Origin of the sequence: Thalassotalea sp. PS06, assembly GCF_007197775.1 — a bacterium.
Taxonomy (GTDB): domain Bacteria; phylum Pseudomonadota; class Gammaproteobacteria; order Enterobacterales; family Alteromonadaceae; genus Thalassotalea_A.
The window spans coordinates 1,044,475-1,066,125 of the sequence record NZ_CP041638.1 but is presented as its reverse complement, the minus strand read 5'-3'; the positions used below and the strand labels follow the sequence as shown (position 1 = coordinate 1,066,125).

Annotated in this window: 19 protein-coding genes; 9 read left to right on the top strand and 10 right to left on the bottom strand. The window is 43.5% G+C overall.

Features of this window, described 5'->3' with window-relative positions; all coding sequences use genetic code 11:
• The first annotated feature begins 102 nt into the window (after positions 1–102).
• The 3 genes from FNC98_RS04640 (at position 103) to FNC98_RS04630 (ending at position 2,510) form a co-directional block, all read left to right on the top strand.
• Positions 103–1,317, top strand: a complete 1,215-nt coding sequence (locus FNC98_RS04640; protein ID WP_143580162.1) for a methyltransferase — start codon at positions 103–105, stop codon at positions 1,315–1,317.
• A gap of 65 nt (positions 1,318–1,382) precedes the next feature.
• Positions 1,383–1,880, top strand: a complete 498-nt coding sequence (locus tag FNC98_RS04635; RefSeq protein WP_185968060.1) for a YajG family lipoprotein — start codon at positions 1,383–1,385, stop codon at positions 1,878–1,880.
• Positions 1,881–1,883: 3 nt separating this feature from the next.
• Positions 1,884–2,510, top strand: a complete 627-nt coding sequence (locus tag FNC98_RS04630) for a peptidylprolyl isomerase (protein WP_143580160.1) — start codon at positions 1,884–1,886, stop codon at positions 2,508–2,510.
• Between the two features lie 423 nt (positions 2,511–2,933).
• Here FNC98_RS04630 and FNC98_RS04625 read toward each other — a convergent pair whose 3' ends face one another.
• From FNC98_RS04625 to FNC98_RS04600, 6 genes are all read right to left on the bottom strand, one after another.
• A complete protein-coding gene (locus FNC98_RS04625; protein ID WP_143580159.1) occupies positions 2,934–3,638 on the bottom strand; it encodes a hypothetical protein in 705 nt (234 codons plus the stop codon).
• A 93-nt stretch (positions 3,639–3,731) separates the two neighbouring features.
• Complete coding sequence (locus FNC98_RS04620; protein ID WP_143580158.1) at positions 3,732–4,121, bottom strand: energy transducer TonB; 390 nt, start codon at positions 4,119–4,121, stop codon at positions 3,732–3,734.
• A gap of 164 nt (positions 4,122–4,285) precedes the next feature.
• The gene (locus FNC98_RS04615; RefSeq protein ID WP_143580157.1) at positions 4,286–5,332 is read right to left on the bottom strand and encodes a tetratricopeptide repeat protein; all 1,047 of its coding nucleotides are present in this window, start codon (positions 5,330–5,332) and stop codon (positions 4,286–4,288) included.
• A gap of 586 nt (positions 5,333–5,918) precedes the next feature.
• A complete protein-coding gene (locus FNC98_RS04610) occupies positions 5,919–6,383 on the bottom strand; it encodes a hypothetical protein (protein WP_143580156.1) in 465 nt (154 codons plus the stop codon).
• A gap of 88 nt (positions 6,384–6,471) precedes the next feature.
• The gene (locus FNC98_RS04605) at positions 6,472–6,825 is read right to left on the bottom strand and encodes a hypothetical protein (protein WP_143580155.1); all 354 of its coding nucleotides are present in this window, start codon (positions 6,823–6,825) and stop codon (positions 6,472–6,474) included.
• An 82-nt stretch (positions 6,826–6,907) separates the two neighbouring features.
• Positions 6,908–7,285, bottom strand: coding sequence for a hypothetical protein (locus tag FNC98_RS04600; protein ID WP_143580154.1), 378 nt, complete (start codon positions 7,283–7,285; stop codon positions 6,908–6,910).
• A gap of 79 nt (positions 7,286–7,364) precedes the next feature.
• On the opposite strand from FNC98_RS04600, the gene istA reads away from it, so the two are divergent.
• The 4 genes from istA (at position 7,365) to FNC98_RS04580 (ending at position 12,307) form a co-directional block, all read left to right on the top strand.
• Positions 7,365–8,891: an IS21 family transposase gene (gene istA / locus FNC98_RS04595; protein WP_143580153.1), complete on the top strand. Its 1,527-nt coding sequence runs from the start codon at positions 7,365–7,367 to the stop codon at positions 8,889–8,891.
• A complete protein-coding gene (gene istB, locus FNC98_RS04590; protein WP_143580152.1) occupies positions 8,881–9,633 on the top strand; it encodes an IS21-like element helper ATPase IstB in 753 nt (250 codons plus the stop codon). Before istA ends, istB begins: the two co-directional genes overlap by 11 nt.
• Positions 9,634–10,241: 608 nt before the next feature.
• Positions 10,242–10,574, top strand: a complete 333-nt coding sequence (locus FNC98_RS04585) for a hypothetical protein (RefSeq protein WP_143580151.1) — start codon at positions 10,242–10,244, stop codon at positions 10,572–10,574.
• A gap of 146 nt (positions 10,575–10,720) precedes the next feature.
• Positions 10,721–12,307, top strand: coding sequence for an AmpG family muropeptide MFS transporter (locus FNC98_RS04580; protein ID WP_143580150.1), 1,587 nt, complete (start codon positions 10,721–10,723; stop codon positions 12,305–12,307).
• Positions 12,308–12,898: 591 nt separating this feature from the next.
• Here FNC98_RS04580 and FNC98_RS04575 read toward each other — a convergent pair.
• A complete protein-coding gene (locus FNC98_RS04575) occupies positions 12,899–17,020 on the bottom strand; it encodes a hypothetical protein (RefSeq protein ID WP_143580149.1) in 4,122 nt (1,373 codons plus the stop codon).
• A gap of 217 nt (positions 17,021–17,237) precedes the next feature.
• Here FNC98_RS04575 and FNC98_RS04570 point away from each other — a divergent pair, with 217 nt between their 5' ends.
• Together FNC98_RS04570 and FNC98_RS04565 are read left to right on the top strand one after the other, a co-directional pair.
• A complete protein-coding gene (locus tag FNC98_RS04570; RefSeq protein ID WP_143580148.1) occupies positions 17,238–18,617 on the top strand; it encodes a DEAD/DEAH box helicase in 1,380 nt (459 codons plus the stop codon).
• A gap of 152 nt (positions 18,618–18,769) precedes the next feature.
• Positions 18,770–19,498 (top strand): ferredoxin--NADP reductase, encoded by a 729-nt coding sequence (locus tag FNC98_RS04565; RefSeq protein ID WP_143580147.1) that lies wholly within the window; start codon positions 18,770–18,772, stop codon positions 19,496–19,498.
• A gap of 9 nt (positions 19,499–19,507) precedes the next feature.
• Here the strand turns inward: FNC98_RS04565 and FNC98_RS04560 are convergent, their stop codons facing one another.
• The 3 genes from FNC98_RS04560 to FNC98_RS04550 form a co-directional block, all read right to left on the bottom strand.
• Positions 19,508–19,903 carry a hypothetical protein gene (locus FNC98_RS04560; RefSeq protein WP_143580146.1) on the bottom strand — a complete coding sequence of 132 codons (396 nt, stop codon included), beginning with the start codon at positions 19,901–19,903 and terminating at the stop codon, positions 19,508–19,510.
• An 86-nt stretch (positions 19,904–19,989) separates the two neighbouring features.
• Positions 19,990–20,346: a VOC family protein gene (locus FNC98_RS04555; protein ID WP_143580145.1), complete on the bottom strand. Its 357-nt coding sequence runs from the start codon at positions 20,344–20,346 to the stop codon at positions 19,990–19,992.
• 174 nt (positions 20,347–20,520) lie between these two features.
• The gene (locus FNC98_RS04550; RefSeq protein WP_143580144.1) at positions 20,521–21,651 is read right to left on the bottom strand and encodes a sodium ion-translocating decarboxylase subunit beta; all 1,131 of its coding nucleotides are present in this window, start codon (positions 21,649–21,651) and stop codon (positions 20,521–20,523) included.

The window sequence follows — 21,651 nt, the reverse complement described above, 5'->3', positions numbered from 1 at the left end:
AATAGTTCGCTGAGTCAGCCTTGTTAAATACCCAGTCTAACTTTAGGTTTCCAGGTATTTATTAGACTTAGCCTTGTAATCACGACGAGACAATAACAACAAATGCTCAGCCCCTGTCTGAATCCGAAAAAAGCGGATGGCTTACTTATTGACCAAGCTCTGGATAGCATAGATAGTGCTCGCCAGAGCGATTTGCTGGTGCTCGAACGTTTTCCTCCAGCACAGGTTACCCGTAGCCTTCAGGCCTGGGATAGCGCCGATGAGTATTTGTTAAAGACCCTGGTTGAGCAATCACTTCTCTATGATGCATCGACTCCAGAAATCGCCATATTCAATGACAGCTTCGGCGCCCTGAGTTGCAGCCTGAGTAATCACAAGGTTAGTGTAATTACCGATTCCTATGTCGCGACTCAGGGGATAAAACACAATCTTGCCAATAATCTAATCGAGCCAGATAATCTTACCTTTTTCGACAGCCTTCATCTTCCTGACAAGAAAGTCGATTTGATCCTGATAAAACTGCCGAAGATCAAAGCCTATTTCCAGCACCAGCTGCAGCAAATCCACCGACTTTGCCATGCCGACACGAAAATTATCATTGCCGGCAAAGCCAAAGAGATACATACCTCAACATTAAAGTTAGTGGAGCAGCAACTCGGGGATTGTAAAACCTCTCTGGCCTGGAAAAAATCACGCCTTATTTTCGTTAACAGAAATGCAAAACTCGAGACAGAATTGATTGCGCCGAACCAGTGGTCAGTCGATGTTCCGGCGCTAAAAGGCGTGCAAGTGAGTAATCACAGCAATGTGTTTTCCAGAGACAGTCTCGATATTGGTGCGCGCTTCATGCTTGAGCACTTACCTAACGTTAAAGCCGGTGCCAAGGTCGCCGACTTAGGCTGTGGTAATGGCGTTTTAGGTATGGCGCTTTTACAGCAACAAGCTGATTTAAATCTACATTTTTTCGACGAATCGTACATGGCGGTGGAATCTGCCCGCGCTAATGTCGCTAAAAACTTTTCCAAACAATTGTCGCAATGTGAGTTTCACTGGAACGATTGTTTAAGCCAGGTCCAGGCGTCCAGTCTCGACCTGGTTTTATGTAATCCCCCATTTCACCAGCAACAGGCGGTTACCGATCATATCGCCTGGCAAATGTTTCAAGATTGTTATCAAGTCTTGGATGCGGGTGGTGAAGTCAGGATAATAGGCAACAGACAATTGGGATACCATATCAAATTAAAAAGATTGTTTGGTAATGCCCGCGTTGTCTCGAGTAATAAGAAATTTGTTGTGTTATCTGCGGTAAAATTATGAAACTAAAAAATCTCTTTGTTATAGGAACATTAGCTCTAACATCTGCCTGCGCTGAGAAGACAGGTATGATTGAGCTACAACCGGATCTAATCAATACTCCGGCGAAAATCTATCAACAGAAAAGCGCTAAAATCTCGGTAACTGATAGCCGTGACAAGGGGCATATTGTTGAAGTGTTAAATATCGATCGTCCGTCAACGACTATCGACTCGTCCGCAGCATTGTCGCAAGTATTAAATCGCCAGTTTACCAACCAGCTTTCTAATCAGGGTCTGAACCTGAATGAAGAAAGTGATCTGAAAGTAATCTTTGATGTCGAGCGCGCGCGTACTTATGTTAACCAGGACGTACTGGATTATCGTGCCAATACCATCATCAAGTTGCAGGTGAAAATGGAAAACTCGGCACAAACCATGTCGAAGACGTTTACCCTTCGTGCAACCAGCCGCGGTCCATTAAATGCTAATATTGAAACCTTACAACGTGACTTCAACACCCAGCTGTCAAAATTGATTGACCAGGTGTTGGAAGATGAACAGTTACAAGAGTTTATCAAAGGGTAATTTATGTCTCTGTTTCAGAGGGTTTTATTCGCAACGTTAATTACGCTTGCCTTTAGTGGGCAAGCGTTTTCACATCCACAGCCGCAAGGTAAGATCATTGCCGCCAATAATTTGTACCCGCAAATTAAAATGGAAACCAACAAAGGCGTGATTATTGTTGAGCTTAATCGTGTTAAAGCGCCTATCGCGGTTAATAACTTTATCAATTACGTAATTTCGGGTGAGTACAACAACACCATATTCCACCGCGTTATCATCGACTTTGTTGTCCAGGGTGGAGGTTACGACCCCAATCATATTCCTCGTAAAAATGGCGACGAGATCTACAACGAATCAGGCAATGGCCTGAAAAATGAGATTGGCACCATTGCTATGGCTCGCCAAAACGATCCTCACTCAGCAACCCGACAGTTCTATTTTAACGTTGGCGATAACACCAGCTTAGATCCAGGCCGTAACTGGGGCTATACCGTGTTTGGCCATGTCACATTTGGTGAAGAATTGTTGATGCAGATGTCAGAAGTTGAAACCGACTTTAATGAAGATTTGAATCTTGATGACGTTCCGGTCGAGCCGTTAATCCTGATCAAGGCAACCTTAATGCCTGAAGATTATGTTCACGAAGGCTAGAGCCTTCGTGAGCACGTGGTGGAAACACCACTCCTAGCACGTATCGCAAGCGATATTCCGAGCATACAATTAAAGATTGTTCCTAGCACGCGACAAAAAAACGTCGCTTCGAGTAAAAGCAAAAACCCTTGAGTCATTCCCTGAAACTACAGGGAATCTTGGCAAGAGCCGAATGTCTCTAGTGTGCCAATAACGGGAATTGAAATTCCCTCAAGGTGGAGAAAGAAACACGTTTCTTTGGGTGGAGATTACGATAAATCGTAATGGAGGGATAATGCGCAAAACGCATTAGGTGGATAACGTTTCATTTTATGAAACGTTGGTAAAAGCCACAAAAACTGCGTCATTCCCTGCCACGACAGGGAATCTACCACCACAACACTGAACGGCGGCTATGTGCCATTAGCCGTCATTGGAGACTTATTATTTTTCGTAACAATTAACTCTTTTCAGATCCCCTTCTACGGTCAATAGTTGGCTACCCTTTGGGTAACTATTGATAATCAAATCTCCATTCTCTAAAAGCCAGGAAGTACGGGGCATACCAATTAACCCAAAATATTTTTCCAACGTTAAATCTTGATGAAGAATGTATATATAACCGTAGTTATCTGATAGATGAGCCAACCCTGAAGTAATAACAATACCAATAGGCATCCGGTAAATATCTTCAACATTAATTGCCTTTAATGATTTGACTTCGTCATTAGAATCGATGAGCAATAGGTTGCCACCAAACTCCCCATTGTTGTAACTAATGATTAAATTATCTTCAAACGATAAAACAATATGAGGTTGAATTTTTTGATGTTCTACAACGACTTCACTTCCAAACTGTTCGGTTTCTGTTTCTGTTGAACGCCTTAAAAATGACTTTTTAATTTTTGCAGTAGAACGATCTAACAAGGTATAAATTTCTTGAGGACGAGAGGTAGGCTCTTCACCAAAGACTCTAAAAAATCTTTCTAAAGCCTCTTTACCTGCTTCAACTTCTGTCTCAATAGTAAATTTATACCTCGATTTATTGGTATCAAGAGCTTCGTTATATTCTCCACAATCAATATCGATTATGTTTGAAGCGTGAGCATTGAGAGTTATTACTGAAAGTAAGATGAGAATTTTATTCAAAATCATATCCATTTAGGTGGCATTGACTCGTGGAAGCTGAAGGTCTGTAAATTGATCGCTCAAATCAGCCGATCACGACTGCCTATAAATATCTTATGAACTTAGTTCAAATTTGCATGTGGTAATTAGCCCCTTAAGAGACTCGGTTTCACTTGTGGCAATGAAGAACCACTTTTTCACAGCATTTATGCAGCTCTGTTCGAATACGCCTTTTGGCGAGCATTCTAAAACTTTTATATTATGCGGTTTACTCGATTCATTAAGCTTAATATCGAAAGAGACACGGCAATATCCTTCTATGTTTTGTTCAAAAGCATCTTTCGGATACATTGCTTCAATATGTACGACTGGCTTTATTTCATCTCTATTCTCAATTGCGTTCGCAATCACAGGAGAAACACTGCCTGTTTTCTCAGATGTTGTTTGACACCCTGAGAGGAGTATAAAGGCTGAAAGCAACCCTGTTTTTATAATTATTTTCACAACTTATTCCTATTCATTTTACGTCTGCTTGTCGCTCTTCTCAGCCGCTCACGGCTAACAACTTTTCAATAACTTACGCTATTTAAGGAGACGTCGCAATCGTGTCATTAGCTGCCCGTTAGCAATTGCTAATATACGCTGGTTTCGAGGTGATAACGCCGCATTCAGCGGCTTGTCCGCTGCAATGCTTTGTTAGCAGCTACTATTTCTACTTGTGGCTTGATAACTTCTTGATATCCCAAAAGACCAAATGATACAGCATGATCTGGTTCAAAAAGCATTGACTGATTATGCAAGAATGAGCCAACCAATTCTCTTTCACTATCATGATTAAATCTGTGAGCAGCTTTTGCTTTTGCTAGAGTACGAATATCTTCAAGCCATGGAAAATCGTTGTTCGAAAGCTCAACGGAATTAATTTTATCCAATGCCTCTTGAAAGGTTTTCGATGAAAAAGATTCGAACAATGCAATTTTAAAATCATTATATGAAGTTGATCCATTATATTTTCTTATCCGATCTTGCCTAGAGTGTAAAAGCTCTATCATTTTTCTAAAGTCATTATCAAGAATTGCTTCAAGCTCTGTTTTCAAAAAGTCAAAATCATAGTCACGGCAGCAGTTACTAATGTCCGAGGTTACCAACTTAAGGGTTTCTTTATTATCAGATAAAACGCAATGTGCAGCTAAGTGAGACCAGGCAGTACCAAAAAATGGCAACCCTCGTACATATAAAAAGTGATCATCTAATATTTTTACTTCCTTATATATTTCGAAAAATCTATTTAGATACTTAATGCCTCTCTCATATTCTGAAAAAAGATATGCATACCTACTCATAGCCAATGTAAATTCACGAGACACTGTGGGAAATAGACATTCATCGAACAAGGGGAAGGCTTTCTCGGGCTGTCCGAGAAATATATATTCTTGAGCTAAAGAAAATCTGAACTGACTACTTTCAGGGCAAGCATCAAGTCCCTCTTTGAACCTCTCTGAGGCCACTTCATGCTCACCCCTTTGAAAAGCACATATTCCATATAAATGATGCCAAGACTCAGTCTCTTTCTCATTGAGAGGATCTTTTTTAATTTGTAAAAGGCCATCTTCAAGTTTATCGATTTGGCCTTTGTCTTGAAGGTCATTAGCCAACTCATCTACGATATTTCTATCGGGATCAATTGTTTTTTTCCGAAATAGATTCCAAATCACTCTCAACTTTCCTTGTAGCTACTAACAATTTAATAGTGCGCAAGTTGCTCACTTTTCTGATTACTACGTTTTATCAAATTTACTAAGTTTCTGCTAGGTAGGAAAATAATAGATAGTTTGACGAGTGGTATAAGGACAAAAATGCGCAAATTGCTCATATTCCTGAATATGGAGGAAAGCTCGTAGTTCAGAAGCTAAAAAGAACAACTTTACAAAACATCAACGGCTGCAGATCGCTCTTTAGAGTCGTCTGATTTTATACTTTGATTCAAACCAGAGAATACCATGAAAACAAACACCAAGTATGGGTAAACCAATAACCCACAAAGAAATTACAAACAATAATGGAGTTGAATAATATGACGTTACAGAAAATATTAATGAGGCTATAAAAGCTATTAAATGAAAACGCACTTTTTGGCTTTGTGCTCTCATTCTATTTATCCACCAGCTTTTATCTTGCTCTGTCCTAGGCATTTTGATCTTCTTATTCTTCAACGACTGCTACTCGCTGTGAGTTCAAGCGTTGCACTCACCGCTTGAACTCACAGCTCATTAGAGCCTTACACAATTTTGTTAAGCCAGATTAAAACATGTCAAAACAAGAATCGCTATCTCCGTTAATCCACTTAAACACTGATTCAGTAGCAGTTTCCCATTTAGTTGAATCGTTGAGTTGGTACACTTTTATGTATGTTGGGCAAGCTTCTGTACTCTCAATTTCGATGAGCTGTAGAAAACCACCTGCAACCGGATTAATGTGCTCGACTGAAACTTTCGCATAAGTTTGGTCTTTGGATATAAAACCCTCAATGCGATCTTCAGTTGATAAGGCCATATAACCGCCCGAAGCTGGAACAATTGTACCTTCCGACCCACCATGACATCTCGCCGTATGTTTGGCTATAGCTTGATAGGTTTCCGACAAATCATTTTCAACGCACCTCGCTACGATTTGATAATGGTTGGTTTTCAACTCTTTTTCAGATTTTGGGAGTGATATACATCCTACCAACAGGATAACCAGAATCCCGATGCCTAATTTTTTCATAAAAATCTTTAAATCTTCAATTTTGGAAAATGGGGTAAGTCGACACAACAGCCTGTGAATCATTGGTTATATCATCAACTGTAGCAAGCTATTTCTTTTTACGTATTGCTTCAAATATATACTTTATGTTATCAAATGAAACACCAATTGCTTGGAGTAATTGAACAGATATAACCCCATACGTCAAAGCTACCCCTAATGTATAAAACAAACCCACTTTTAGACCATAACTTAAGCATATCAAGAAGCCTGAAATTAAAGTTGCAGGTAAGGCATATAAATTAGGTCTGCTAGAAATTGTTATAACTGTAACTGCGCCTGCAATCAGGCATGCAACCAACGAAACAAGCATTCCAACTATCGACGAATCTACTCTTGAAACAGCTATGACAATCCCAAGTGCTGAACCTATAGCTAGAGATTTAACCAGGTTGTGGTACATGATTTCCTACTCTCATAACAGCTTGAATGAGTCGATAATTAGAACTTACCACCGTCTGCTGTTCGCTCAAAGCAGCCCATTATTAGGCTTTTGATTTTCCCCAAGGAAGTGACTTAGATATTTTCAATCCTTCGTAATTACAATTGATAAAAAACTCAAACTTTATAAGTTTGTCGTCAAAGTTAATCTTGCCAATTGCCTCATTACAGTCGTTTGTAAAAAACGTATATCGCAAAACATCATCAACAGTAATTTTTGTTCCCTCGGATAAATTTGCTATTAACCTTCCCTGGTGACAACAATCGCTTTGCCTCACTAATGAGACATTATAAAAGCTAAAATTACCCTCGGACTTTTCATATAAAGCCATATCTTCAGTCAACTCAAATTCGCCGCCAACATAATTCGAATAATGGCTAGATAAGCTTTGGGTGTTAATTTGCATCGAAAATTGATCCACTTCAACCCCTAATTTGCATCCAAAATTGATCCACTTCTTTAATTAGTTCTCGCACTCAAATTGCGGGAGAAATATTGGAGTGATTGATGTGTCATTACTAAGCGTTATCCGGCGTTGGCATTTTCGGGAGGGGATGTCCCAACGTGAAATAGCCAGAAGAACCGGACTTTCAAGAAATACCGTTAAAAAATACCTGGCCAAGGAATGCGTTGAACCTGCGTATCCCAAACGAACATCGATTAGCAAGCTTGATGGCTACAAAGAGCTGCTATCTGCCTGGTTGCTACGGGAATCGAAGCGTCGGCGCAAAGAAAGAAAATCAGCCAGGAGGCTCCACAAAGAACTCGTTGAGCTGGGCTTTAGTGGCTCTTATGATCGCGTTGCGGCATTCGCTCGGCAATGGCGGGAAGAGCAAAAAATTGCGGCTCACGGTCTGAACAAAAAAGCCTATGTCCCATTAGTGTTTGCACCAGGTGAAGCGTTTCAGTTTGACTGGGGTGAGAATTATTCTTATGTCGGTACTCGCAAGGTAAAGCTTCAGGTTGCTCACTTTGTGTTATCCCATTCCAGAGCGTTCTATCTGCGTGCCTACTGGACTCAGACTCATGAAATGCTATTCGATGCACACAATCATGCCTTTCGCGTATTTCAAGGCGCCGCTGAGCGCGGTATCTACGACAATATGAAAACCGCTGTCGATAGAGTTGGTAAAGGAAAAAGACGTGATGTAAATCGTCGCTTTCAAGCCATGGTTGGCCACTATTTGTTTGAATCGGAGTTTTGTAACCCTGCCGCAGGCTGGGAAAAGGGCCAAGTGGAAAAGATGGTCAGAGATACTCGTCAAAGCATTTGGCACGATGCCCCCAAATGCAAAACGCTCGATGAATTAAATGACTGGCTTGAGCAAAAATGCATGTCACTGTGGCAATCAACCACGCATCCAAATTATGGTGACCGGACGATTGAACAAGTCTGGCTCGACGAGAGGAAACACCTGATGAAGGTCCAGGCACCATTTGATGGATTCATTGAACACACTAAGAAAGTGTCATCGACTTGCCTGGTGAACTTTGAACGCAATAAATACAGTGTCCCTGCCAGTTTTGCTAATCGCTTAGTAAGCCTTCGAGTGTACCCTGATCGCATTCTGTTTATTGCCGAAGGCAATAAAGTCGCAGAGCATGTAAGACAATTCAGCCGAGATCACAATTCAAAAGGGGTTGTGACTTATGACTGGCGTCACTACCTGCTTGTTGCTCAGCGTAAACCTGGCTCACTCCGTAACGGTGCCCCGTTTAAAGAACTCCCCGAGTGCTTCCAGCACCTTCAGGATACCCTGTTGAGATATGAAGGTGGTGATCGAGATATGGTAGATATCTTGTCATTGGTGCTGCATCACGATGAGCAACTGGTTAAAGAAGCCATTGAGCAAAGCCTGAACGTTGGTCTAACGTCAAAACAGCATGTGATCAATTGCCTGCATCGACTGATGGACATACCAACACCGGATCCATTACCCATCAAAAAAGCGTTACAGCTTGAGCAAGAGCCAACGGCAGACACAAGTATCTATGAGCAATTGAAAGGACAACGCCATGCACATTGAAGCCTTATTAAACACCTTAAAAACCCTGAAACTGCATGGTATGAAGGCCAGCGTGAACGATTTATCGATTCAGAGTTCACCAGCGTTCAAACAAGCATTACCCGTTCTCGAAACCCTGCTTAAAGCCGAGGTCGCAGACCGAGAAGTTCGTTCAATCGCTTATCAGATGAAAGTTGCAAAATTCCCTGCCTATCGAGACTTATTCGGCTTCGAATTCCAGTACAGTGCGGTTAACGAAACGGTGATACGGGGCTTACATCGATGTGAGTTTGTCGAAGACAGTCAAAACATCGTATTCATCGGTGGCCCAGGCACAGGCAAGACGCACTTGGCAACGGCCATTGCCGTCCAAGCGGTACAACATCATCACCTCAGAGTACGGTTCTTCTCGACTGTAGAGCTTATCAACGCGCTTGAAAAGGAAAAGTTAGATGGCAAGAGCGGCCGCATTGCCAATCGGCTTAGCAGCGTTGATTTGGTGGTTCTAGATGAGCTTGGCTATGTACCTTTCAGCCAAAATGGCGGTGCACTGCTATTTCATCTTCTAAGTAAGCTCTATGAAAAGACCAGCATCATCATTACGACTAACTTGTCATTTTCTGAATGGGCGAAAGTCTTTGGTGATGCAAAAATGACAACAGCACTGCTCGACAGACTAACTCATCATTGCCATATCATCGAAACTGGCAACGACAGTTATCGATTCAAAGAATCATCGGCTGCAAAAAATAAGGAAAAATAACTGGAGATATTTTCAAGATATTGGTCATAATAAGACCAACTTAGGCGGATCAGTTTTCAATGCAAATCGTGGATCAGTTTTAAGTGCAAATTAACAAGCTTTGGGTATTTGCAGTGCAAGAAATACATAAACTCGAAAACAATAATGTGATTATTATTCGCATTAAATCCCTCGACCTATCTTTACACGTCCGTTTAGCTCATTAGAGACATTAACCTTTTCAGGCAGTTAAGGTCAATTCAAGGAATGCCAGAGATAGTCAACCAAGCCCTAAACTGACAACTTGCATCCGGCGAGACATAAAGTCGCAGCCCCATCAGACGAGAGCAAGGCTCGCAGTTGTCAGCTGATCAGACCTAAAGTCGCAATCTCACCCTACGAGAGTAACACTCGCAGTTGTCACCCGGTGAGACGAAGGTCGCAACCCCACCCGGTGAGACTTTAGGTCGCAACCCCACCTGGTGAGGCCTAAAGTCGCAACCCCTTCCCTTTTCCCCCTAAATACGGTAGGTTAAGTTTTGACTAAAAAGGGATCAGCAAACAGGACGTTATTGGGCGGCCGAACGCTGACATAAAAAATAAATTCGCGCTAAATTATCGAGGTTGCCGTGCCAGTCGACCATTTTATCAACGAAAAAATCTCGCAGTTGATGTACTACCTTAATGCGCTGTTAAAAAATGAAGTACATCCGACCGAACTCAATCTGTTCATCTGGGACTGTTTTGAGGAATGGAATGTATTGCAGGTTACAGACGACACTCCAAACAACGCCAGAGAACGTGTATTCTGGCATTTACTTCATGAGTTAAAACTTGGCTCTGGCTCGTTAAACGATCTGGATAACGACTGGAATCTGAAATTCGAGATTGAAAGCTGCATGGAGTTTTTGCAAGGTCAGGGCCGATACCCAATTCATTGTGTGGGCTGGCGACCGGTATAACCCACCCCTGGTGATCAATAAATTTTAATTTCTCTGCTATTTATACCAATCACATTAAATTATTGCTCACTCAGTGAGAATTTAATGTGATTGATATTATAATTTGCTAGTCTCAGGTCAGTGCTAATAATAAAGAAAATTCTTACGTGCAATCATTTCGAGATACGCTAACTTACTTCTCCAACCCGAAACTTCTTACTATCTTTTGTTTTGGCATCGCCAGTGGTTTTCCCTGGGTATTGATTGGCTCGGCAATGACTGCCTGGCTTACTGATGAAGGGCTCAGTCGTTCATCCGTTGGTTTGTTCGGTCTTATCTTTGTTTCCTATTCGATAAACTTTCTCTGGTCGCCTCTGGTGGATCGATTGCGGTTACCCTTTATTGGCGAAAAATTAGGGCAACGACGCAGTTGGATATTTTTGACTCAAATCATCATTATCGCCTGTGCCTTTTCGCTTTCTTTGTTTGATGCAACTTCGCAATTGGCAACGATGGCGGTGATAGGTATGTGCCTGGCCATTAGCTCGGCAACCCAAGACATAGCTATCGACGCCTATCGTATAGATATTCTCGATAATGATGACGCCAGCATGGCCGCGGGCTCCGCCATGGCAACCTCTGGCTGGTGGACTGGATACGCCGGGCTCGGCGCCATACCGTTTTTATTAGTCGATCATTCCGAGCTTTACTGGCCACAGGTTTACCTGGTACTCACCGTGATCATGGCCGTATTGCTGATAACCGTATTGGTGGTATCTGAGCCGCAAACCAACCGTCAGCAACAACAGGATAAAATTCAACAGGGCTTTTTACAGCTTGTCCCCAGCCACCCGTTACTCAGCTCAGGGATTATTGCCTGTATCAGTTTACTGATCGCCATCATCGCTTATGCTGGCTTTAGTTTCCCCCTTTGGCCTGAACAATTAATCGAACGAAGCAACGCCGCTACTTACAGCAGCGTTTTTGGGATTGCCTTGCTGGGGCTAATGTTTTATTTGTTAAAGTCGCTGCACAGACAACCAATAAATAGCATGGCTACATCATCCGCTATTCACGCCAATGGTTTTCATCGCTTGATCGCCTGGTTGTTAACCACCCTGGTGGCGCCATTGCATGAATTTTTTACCCGCAACGGCACCCGCTTTGCCTTGTCGGTATTGATGTTTATTTTCCTGTTTAAACTTGGCGAAGCTTACCTTGGCCGCATGAGCCTGGTGTTCTACAAAGAGGTGGGCTACTCCAATACCGATATCGCGGTATTTTCAAAATTAATGAACTGGTGGGTAACCATATTATTTTCCTTAATTGGTAGTGTGTTCACTATACGTTTCGGGATTATCAAAGGATTGTTTATTGGTGGTATCGCCATGGCGGTATCGAATCTGTTTTTCTCGATCATTGCCCTGACCGGTCCAAGTCAGTGGTTGTTGGCGGTCGCGGTATTAATTGATGGCTTTACCGGTGCCTGGGGGAGCGTGGCATTCGTAGCATTGTTGTCAGTACTGTGTAACCGAACCTTTACCGCCAGTCAGTATGCGTTGATGGCGTCCATCGGTACCTTTGGCCGGGTAGCTCTCGGTTCTTATTCAGGGGTCATTGTTGATAGCCTGGATGGCAACTGGGCATTATTTTTCGTTTTAACGGCGCTGATGGTGATCCCAAGCCTGTTATTTCTGTATAGCATTAGAAAGCCTTTAGCGAAGATAATTGCAAGCAACAAACAAGCGAGTTAAGCTTAAATACCAAGTCCACTAAGTGTTTTCCCACTCAGTGAGCCTTTAAAGACGTTTAGGCAAGGATTTGATCACAGAGAATGGTCGTTCCATCGTCCAAATAGCCCAAAGTCAGTAACGCAAGAAAAACGCCTTTAAAACTCACCCTTTGGGAGTTTATCAGAGGCCCATTTACTGCCCTAAATTTCAATAATATAGATTAACTATATCAATGAAATTTATGTTGTAACTGAACCTCTGCCATAACTCTGAGCAGTGCAAAAACTTAATGGAATTGATATAACAACCAAAACAAATAAATCAACAACAATCAGATAATTAACATCACTATGATTCGATTATTTTTCCTAATACCAGTTATCATGTGCCTGATTTGGTGGTGGTACCTAAAAACCCATAATTACACGGCCAAACAGGGCTTTAAAGGGTTTATGTATATCGCTGCTTTTAACCTGATCATCATTGGCTTTTTCACCTTAATGATTCATATCACCTCAGAGTGAATAAAACCTTAATCTAAAAAAACCGGAGCTTCAGCTCCGGTTTTTCGTTTATTACAACAAACCAGGTTTATGTCTTTGGTTTTTGCGTTTACTTGGACGTTGGCGCTTTCGCCTCTGGATTGACAATAACCGGTTTTGCCATCCAAAAACCATCATCAGTGAGACGCTTCCACCCCCATTTCACCCAGCCAATAAAGGTAAAGCTTAACCACATCACCCAAAGCAACATTACGGCTTTGTACACTAAGATTGGCAAGCTTAATATCCAAATACTTGAAGTTTCTCCATCACTTCGATCAGCAAACCAGTTTAAGCCATAGCTACCCGAGTTATTACCCGCTATGCCCATATCCGGTGCCGACAGCAATGCCATCGGGATAACAGCCAGCAACGCCAGCATACTGAATAACGCAAACAGGCTGATGGTTAATTTGCCTAGGTTATAGATACGCCAATGCTTGTTATCTTCTGGCTTTTGATAAAAACGGATAGCGGCAAACGTTAGCGCCAGCATCACGATGACCGACCAATTATTGGTACTAATACCAACGCCAAGCAATAACCATTGCCACAGTGATAATGGCGCGATATTGGCTTTAGTGAGGATCAAAGCAACAAAAATAAATACCAGTAATTCGCCCCAATACACCACTGCTGGGCCAACGGCAGGACCGGACGTGGCGAGCAACCAGCGTTCACTCGTTAACGGCATTTGGTTTCTGATATTGCTGATGGGTGCATTGAGATTGAATACCGGGAAGTCGTTACTGACTTCTACCCCCTGGTTGCTTGAAAACGCTAATTGATAGTGATGTTCACCAGGTGTTATCGGCAGCATCAACTCCTGCTCGTTCGATTGCAATTGCAGACGCTTTTCATCAACTATCACTTCGCTCACCTGATAGCCTTCAGGTACAAAAATTTTATGTTGTTGCGCCTGAGTCGCACGATAATCAAACGCTAAATTAAGCTTCGACAAGCGCTTACCTGATTGCCATTCCACGGTCACATTATCTATCGCTAATGACTCGCCAGGGACTGGCGCAGGGCGAGTTACCTGAAATAAGAGTTGTTCGTTGTCCTGAGGGAAAAAGTTATACTCATAGTAATCTTCACGTTCAAAATCGAAGATTGCACTCGGCACACCCGACAATTGCACGTGCCAGCTAGGGCTGACTAAAACCTGCCAGTGCTGATAAAAGCTTTCAGAAGATGGATTATTCCAGCTAAATTCCTCAAGGCGGGGAATATTCGACCGCCAGGTAACAATATCGTCGTCTGCTGACATCGACAGAGTGACATTATCATCCTTTATAACGATATCGGCGGTATAAACCTTTTCACCCGGTAATAGCGGAATATCAAGATTGATAGCGCCTTTAGCCGGGGCTTTTCGGGTAACCGTTGTAAATAAATACCAGTCCTGATCAAAAGCAAGCTTTCGCTGAATTTCCACAAATGGTTTGATCGATTGTTTAAAACTTTCGCCATCGGTTTGCTCACTATCGGCTTTTGGGACTAACTCCAGGGTTCGGTTCTGCATTTTACCGCGATGCAGGCCAGATATTTCCCAATCTCGAATATCGTGAGTAATCGCTTGCGGCCTATCCTGGAAATTAAGGCTGATGGTGTCTTGTTGAAAGACTTTACCTAACAGGCGTATATTCGAGGAGCCAGCAGGCAACAACAAATAGTTATGTGCTCCTTTCTTTATCATTACGCCTGCGGGTTTACCATTGAGTTCAACCGATTGCGGCTGCCATTGCTCCGAATGCGGTAGCGCCATTGCTACGGATTGTTGTGCATGGATACTGATATCTAAGGTCAAGTGCTGACGCTCGGCACTGACTTTAACCCATTGCGTGGTTGCACAATCTGGATGACAGGCTGGAGGTTGAAGAAGCTTTTGTTGCAACTGTTGCAAAAGCTCTTGTTGTGGAAATGTCTGCGCCTGAACCTGCCCTGCTCCACCACTGGTAAATATCATCACCAGTGGTAGTAGCAACGCTGCACTTGTAGAGCCTTTTGCCTTGCTAGCAGAAGATAACAATCGCGTTAAAGTCTGAAGGCCTGAAGAGGGATTACTGGAATTGTTCAAACTACTCTTCCCTAACGTTAACCAAAACAATATTAACAATAAAATCAAACCGGTAATGCGAATTAGGTTATAAACTACCGGATTCAAAATTACCGTGGTCATTTGTTGTCCAGAGGATACCGGGCTATTCCATCTTGCTCCATAGCGGTTCCAGGCCCAATCAGGTCGGCCAGAGCCTGCCTGAATTGGTGCATCAGCCTGATAGCGTGAAATTAAGTCTGAGCGCTTAATTCTCGAACCAGTCACTTCGATACGCTCTGCGTCTTCAAATCCTCGAACTTCCTCAACTGTTGCTCGGGCTTTACGCTCTCTTGCCACATCTTCCAATATCTCAGATGCATCTTGTTGTGGCGCAAAGTGACTTGTCGCGTAGCTGTCCTGTTGGTTTACATACCTGTGTTCGAGTTGCGGATACACCACTAAACGTAACTGCGTTGCGACAAAATAAACACTGACCAATGCTGCAATTATCAGCGTTATTTTACTAAGCCATGATGACAAGGAGCTGACGCGGGTACCATTAAGCTGCCGGTAAAGCGCGATACACAACAGGGCAATACCAATAGCAATGATTGGCGAGCCGGGCTCATGGTATACAAGTACCATAGTGAATAAGCCCAATAGTGCTAACGGTTTGTTATATAAAGACGCAATTAATCCGGTAATGAGCAATACGATAAAACTGTTCCACAAATTCCATTTATCTATCCAGGTATTGGAGGTTTTATCGGCGCCAAATATTGCGAAAAGTCGATATCCAGGAGGTAATTGCAGGTCATATTGAATGGTATCAAACTCCTGCTGCCAGCCGCCGATATCGAAATTTGATAGTTGCTGAAGTTGCCCCTGAGCCTCGATATGAGTTGCAGGGTAACGATTTTCGATACCTCGTATGGCTGAAATTTCACTAACCAGCAACGGGCCATCCTGATCTTGCGCAGATTCAAGAATATAAGGGGCCGGCATCGTTAAACGCCAGTCCTTAATCATATTCCCGGTAATCGAATCACTAAACGTAAACGCTTCGCCATCGAAATTCAGCCAAAGCTTTCGGTTTAACCTAAGTTCATTTCGTATTTGTAAAGGTATGCCTCGATGGCTCACTTCAATGTCCATTACCGCATCGGGCGTCATCATATAGCCCGGTAATTGCTCCCACTCATCCGATAAATAAACTTGTGAGGTATCAATGGCTGGTAAGCCAGTCACCCGAGCTATGCGTGTTTCCGGCGCAGCGGCAAATAGCCACACTTCCTGCTCTGGCCAGGGCGATTTAGATTCAGGGCGACTAATGCTTAACCGTTCCGGCTTGGCTCGGGCGGTTAAATTGATTTCCCAATCACCGGGTAAAGCTTTGAGCCGTAACTCGCCTTTGGAGTCAACATAACTGGCAAGTTCAGAATCAATATCGGTTAAGGTAAACCCTTCAGGAAGTACCTGGCCCAGACTTTCTTCCCGGGCCTGGCCATAAATCTCAATGTCGATTTGTGTCGTTAACGTCAGATACGGACCGTCCTGTAAATGTCTGATCACTTCAATCGACATTTCGTTGGCTTCGACAGACGCGGTTTGTTGCGCCGCTAACCAAAGCTCTCCGTCTTCAACCCGATAATTGGCGGTTTGCTCGTCATTAATGGTCAGAGCGATAAGTGGTGTTTGATGGTCAATTGCCAGTTGTTTGGGTAGTTGCTGCCAGGTAAATTTGCCATTTATCTGGTGTGTTCCTGCCGGTAATAATAGTTGCGGACGCTGATTTTTAACGATCACCGAAGCCGCTTTGTCATTGACGGTTACTTGTGTAGGCCAGTTCCACTTTCCGCCCGGCAAGGTAACCCAGGTTTGAGAAAATAGCTGCCATTGTTGGGAAAATGTGCCTTGAGTTGCGGTTAAATCCAGAACAAGCGGAGAGCCAAAAGCACAGATGTGATTTTTTTCGTTTGCATAGGCTTTGTTATTGATTACCGGACAATCAATGTATGGATAATCCTCCAGCACCCAGCTCTTCCATGGTTCAAGGGACTCAGGAACATAAACTTTGGTATCATCCTGAGCATCCACACTATCTGTTGCAACGACCAGTAACAATCCCAGGATAAACAACAAAAATCGCATAAACATCCTTTTAATTTGTCAATAAAGACATCTGTAATTTCACTAAATTAACAAGTTAATCAATGATTAACAACTTGTTAACTAGCATAGTTAAGCTTTTGTTTTTGCTATCAGATACGCATTCGTATTGCGTATCTGACTGCTATACTGTACCCTGCAGCACCGCTGTCAAAGGGCAAACATTGAAGCCCTTCCCTTATCCCATAATGAGAGTTCTATGAGTTTTGACACGCTGGGTTTGAGCCCAACGATTATCGCTAACCTGCAACGCCAGAATTACCAAAAACCTACCCCAATACAAGAACAGGCTATCCCTGCTGTGCTAAGTGGTCAGGATGTCATGGCTGCGGCACAAACCGGTACAGGAAAAACCGCAGGGTTTACCCTGCCGATATTAGAACGTCTGGCAAAAGGAGAAAGGGTTAAAAGCAACCACATCCGTGCCTTAATACTCACCCCGACCCGTGAGCTGGCAGCGCAAGTTGGTGACAGCGTGCAAACCTATAGCGAAGGTCTAAGTTTATCATCGGCCGTTGTTTTCGGTGGCGTAAAAATTAACCCACAAATGATGCGCCTTCGAAAAGGCGTAGACATTTTAGTGGCGACACCTGGACGCTTGTTAGATTTACACCAGCAAAATGCGGTTAAATTTTCTCAGGTTGAAGTTCTGGTGCTTGATGAAGCGGATCGGATGCTGGACATGGGCTTTATCCGGGACATCAATAAGATCCTCGATTTACTGCCGAAGAAACGTCAGAACCTGTTATTTTCTGCCACCTTCTCAGAGGACATCAAAGCTCTGGCCAAAAAGCTGGTGCGAAACCCGGTGGAAATTTCCGTAAATCCGGCGAATGCCACAGCAGTGACGGTTGAACAATGGGTTTATCCAACCGATAAAAACAAAAAGCCGAAATTGCTTTCCTATTTGATTGGTCATCACAATTGGCAGCAAGTGCTGATCTTCTGTAAAACCAAACATGGTGCTAACCGTTTAACTCGCCATTTGGAAGCTGATGGCATCAGTGCCTTAGCCATTCACGGTAATAAGAGTCAGGGCGCGAGAACCAAAGCGTTGGCACAGTTTAAAGAAGGCAAAATCCGCGCACTTGTTGCCACCGATATTGCCGCCCGCGGTCTTGACATCGACCAGTTACCACAAGTGGTGAACTTTGAGCTACCGCATGTGGCTGAAGATTATGTACACCGAATCGGCCGCACCGGTCGTGCCGGTAGCACTGGCCAGGCAATTTCCCTGGTTTGCGCCGATGAGTTTAAGCTGTTGGTAGCGATTGAACGTTTAAGTCAAAAGTTGATCCCTCGACAGGAGATTGAAGGCTTTGAAGCATCAAACCCAGTGCCGAAATCTCATGATGTACGTCCATTTAAGGCGAAAAAACCGAAGAAGCCGAAAACGCCAAAAGTTGAGCATCAAGATGGGCAACGCAGCGGCGAGGTAGCTCAAGGCCATAAACCTCCTGCGAAAAAACGACCAACTCGCAGCGATAACCCTTACGCGAAGAATACATCTAATCGCCGTCGTGGTAAGCCGACAGGCGGTAATCGAGGGAAACCGATAGGCAAATCACTAAACAAATAGAGTGATCAAGTCACTAAGCCGATAGAGTGCTGTAACTGCCTAATTTCATTAGCAGAGTTATCGTCGAATTGTCTAAGTAAGTTATCTTGGTGTTGCTTAAGTAGGTGAACTTGACTATAAACGAGACATAGCTCTAACTATGGGATAAGCGCATGCAAGACAGGTTCGTCAGCGGAAAAGTTATTGAAATGACACATTTTAATGGGGGCTGTTTCGCTGTAAAGGTGCAAGCCCCCATCCCTCCTTTCTTTGCCGGGCAGTTCTCGAAACTTGGTCTGATGATTGATGACAAACTTATCAGTCGCGCCTATTCGTTTATCAGTCATCCGGATGATAATTTTCAGGAATTTTATCTGGTCGAAGTTGAAGATGGGTTGCTGTCGCCTCGTCTGAAAGCACTGGAAGTTGGTGATGAGGTATTTCTCTACAAAAACGCCAATGGCCTGATCACCCACCAACGCCTGCCAGAAGCCAAAAACCTTTGGTTCTGGGTCACTGGCACTGGCGTCGGATTAGCGTTATCGCTACTAAAAGATCCCGTCATTCGTAACAAGTATCAGGATTTCGTGGTGCTGCATGGTGTTACTGACAGCAGTAAAATCCATTATCAGCAAGAGCTCCGCGAGCTCGGCGATAATGTACACTACTACCCTGTGGTTAGTCGGGAACCACAATCGTCTTTGCTTCAGGGCCGCATCACTCACTTTTACCAGGGGTTAGAAGCACAAATACCGCAACCATTGAGGCCGGAACATTCCCATATCATTCTCTGTGGTAATCCGGCAATGATAACCGACGCCAACACCCTGCTCGGCGAACATGGATTTCGCAAACATCGAATGCGCGAGCCCGGTCATATCACCATGGAGCGATACTGGTAGACTAAACGATTAGAAACGCTTCTTTTTAAGTTTGACGTCCAAGCCATGAAGGTTGCTGTCGTCAATCGTCAGTTTGAATTTTTCAGCGCCGATACGAGTCCGAAACTGCACTTCCTCACCATCTTCTTTATCCACATCATAGCCTTTGACTTCACCATCGAGTTGACGACGGGTGATACGAGCCGCCTGATTCTCGCGGGTACCTTTTTCGATTTCCACCACGGCAGTTAACACTTCATCGCTGCCCTCCTGCTGAAAGGTCAAGGTATAGGATCCATCTTCTTTGGCTTTCCCATCGAAATAAATGCGCCATTTATCCGAGTAATCATCGGCAATGGCATTAAAGCTAAACATGCTGCAGACGATGAGAATTAGGGTGGCAAAATTGCGTTGCTGTAATTTCATAACTACCTCAAAGTAAACTTAAATTACAGCTTAAAACTATAGCAGAGATATTCAATTCAACACCCGAGTGGGCTCAATTAAAACCGTTAATCCTTATCAGTCCATACCGCTAATTCATTACCGTTTGGGTCTTTGAAATGAAAGCGTTTGCCGCCAGGAAACGGGAATACTGGTGTGCTGATTTCACCACCTGCAGCCAAAACCTTTTGTTCGGTGTCGCTAATATCACTGGTATAAATGACCACTAACACGCCACCAGATTGCTGCGTCGACTTAGCCTCAGCTTGATAAAAGCCACCGTCAAAAATCCCGTCATTAAATGCCAGATAGGTATCGCCATACTCGGTAAATTGCCAGGCAAATGCCTGTTCATAGAATGCTCGTACCTTATTTAAATCTTTAGCGGGAAATTCCAGATAGTTAATTTTTTCGTGATTCGCCATGACATTAATCCTTTAAAATTTTTCCTAAATCTAGTTCAGAGGTACCAGATTACTGAATAATTGCTTTTTTAGGCAACAAAAAGGGCAGAAAAATTCTGCCCCTCAATATCTTAATACCTGATGTTGGTAGTTATATTTTGTTACTCGTTTTTTGCGACTTAAGTCTGGTTAAGGTTAGCCAACAAGCGCAAGCAACACACCCGCTGCAACGGCTGAACCAAGTACACCGGCAACGTTTGGACCCATTGCATGCATCAACAGGAAGTTATGACCATTGGATTCAAGGCCTACTTTGTTTACAACACGCGCCGCCATTGGCACCGCTGATACACCTGCTGCACCGATTAATGGGTTAATCGGCTCTTTCGAAACCTTACTCATTAATTTCGCCATCAGAACACCGGCCGCAGTACCGATTGAGAAGGCCACCGCACCTAAGGCTAAAATACCTAAGGTTTCCGCATTCAGGAACATTTCAGCACTCAACTTCGAACCAACACCAAGACCAAGGAAAATGGTAACGATGTTAATCAATTCGTTTTGCGCGGTAGAGCTTAAACGATCAACGACGCCACATTCACGCATCAGGTTACCCAAACAGAACATACCAACCAGAGGTGTTGCCGCAGGCAAGAACAATGCGGTCATCAACAATACGGCAAGTGGGAAAATGATCTTTTCAAACTTGCTAACATGACGCAATTGCTTCATTTCAATCTTACGTTCTTTTTCATTAGTCAGTGCCTTCATAATCGGCGGCTGAATAATAGGAACTAAAGCCATGTAAGAATAAGCGGCTACCGCAATGGCGCCGAGTAAATCTGGTGCCAGTTTCGAGGCTAGGAATATCGCCGTCGGCCCGTCTGCACCACCTATAATGGCAATAGCCGAGGCATCTTTAAGGGTAAACTCAATGCCCGGGATCAGGTTCAATCCGATAGCGCCAAACAAAGTGGCAAAAATACCAAATTGGGCGGCTGCGCCAAGTAGTAACATTCTCGGGTTAGCGATCAATGCGCCGAAATCGGTCATTGCGCCAACGCCCATGAATATTAGTAGCGGGAAGATACCAGTATCGATACCGGCATCGTAGACGTATTTCAATAAGCCGCCAGCTTCGGTGAATCCAGCCAGCGGAATATTGGTAAGGATGGCACCAAAACCAATAGGCAATAACAGTAATGGTTCAAATTTTCGGGCAATCGCCAGATATAATAAGCCAAGGCCCACAGCCATCATGATCAGCTGCTTATAGTGAAAATTCGCCAGCCCCGTTGATTCCCAAAGGGTGATTATCGACTCCAT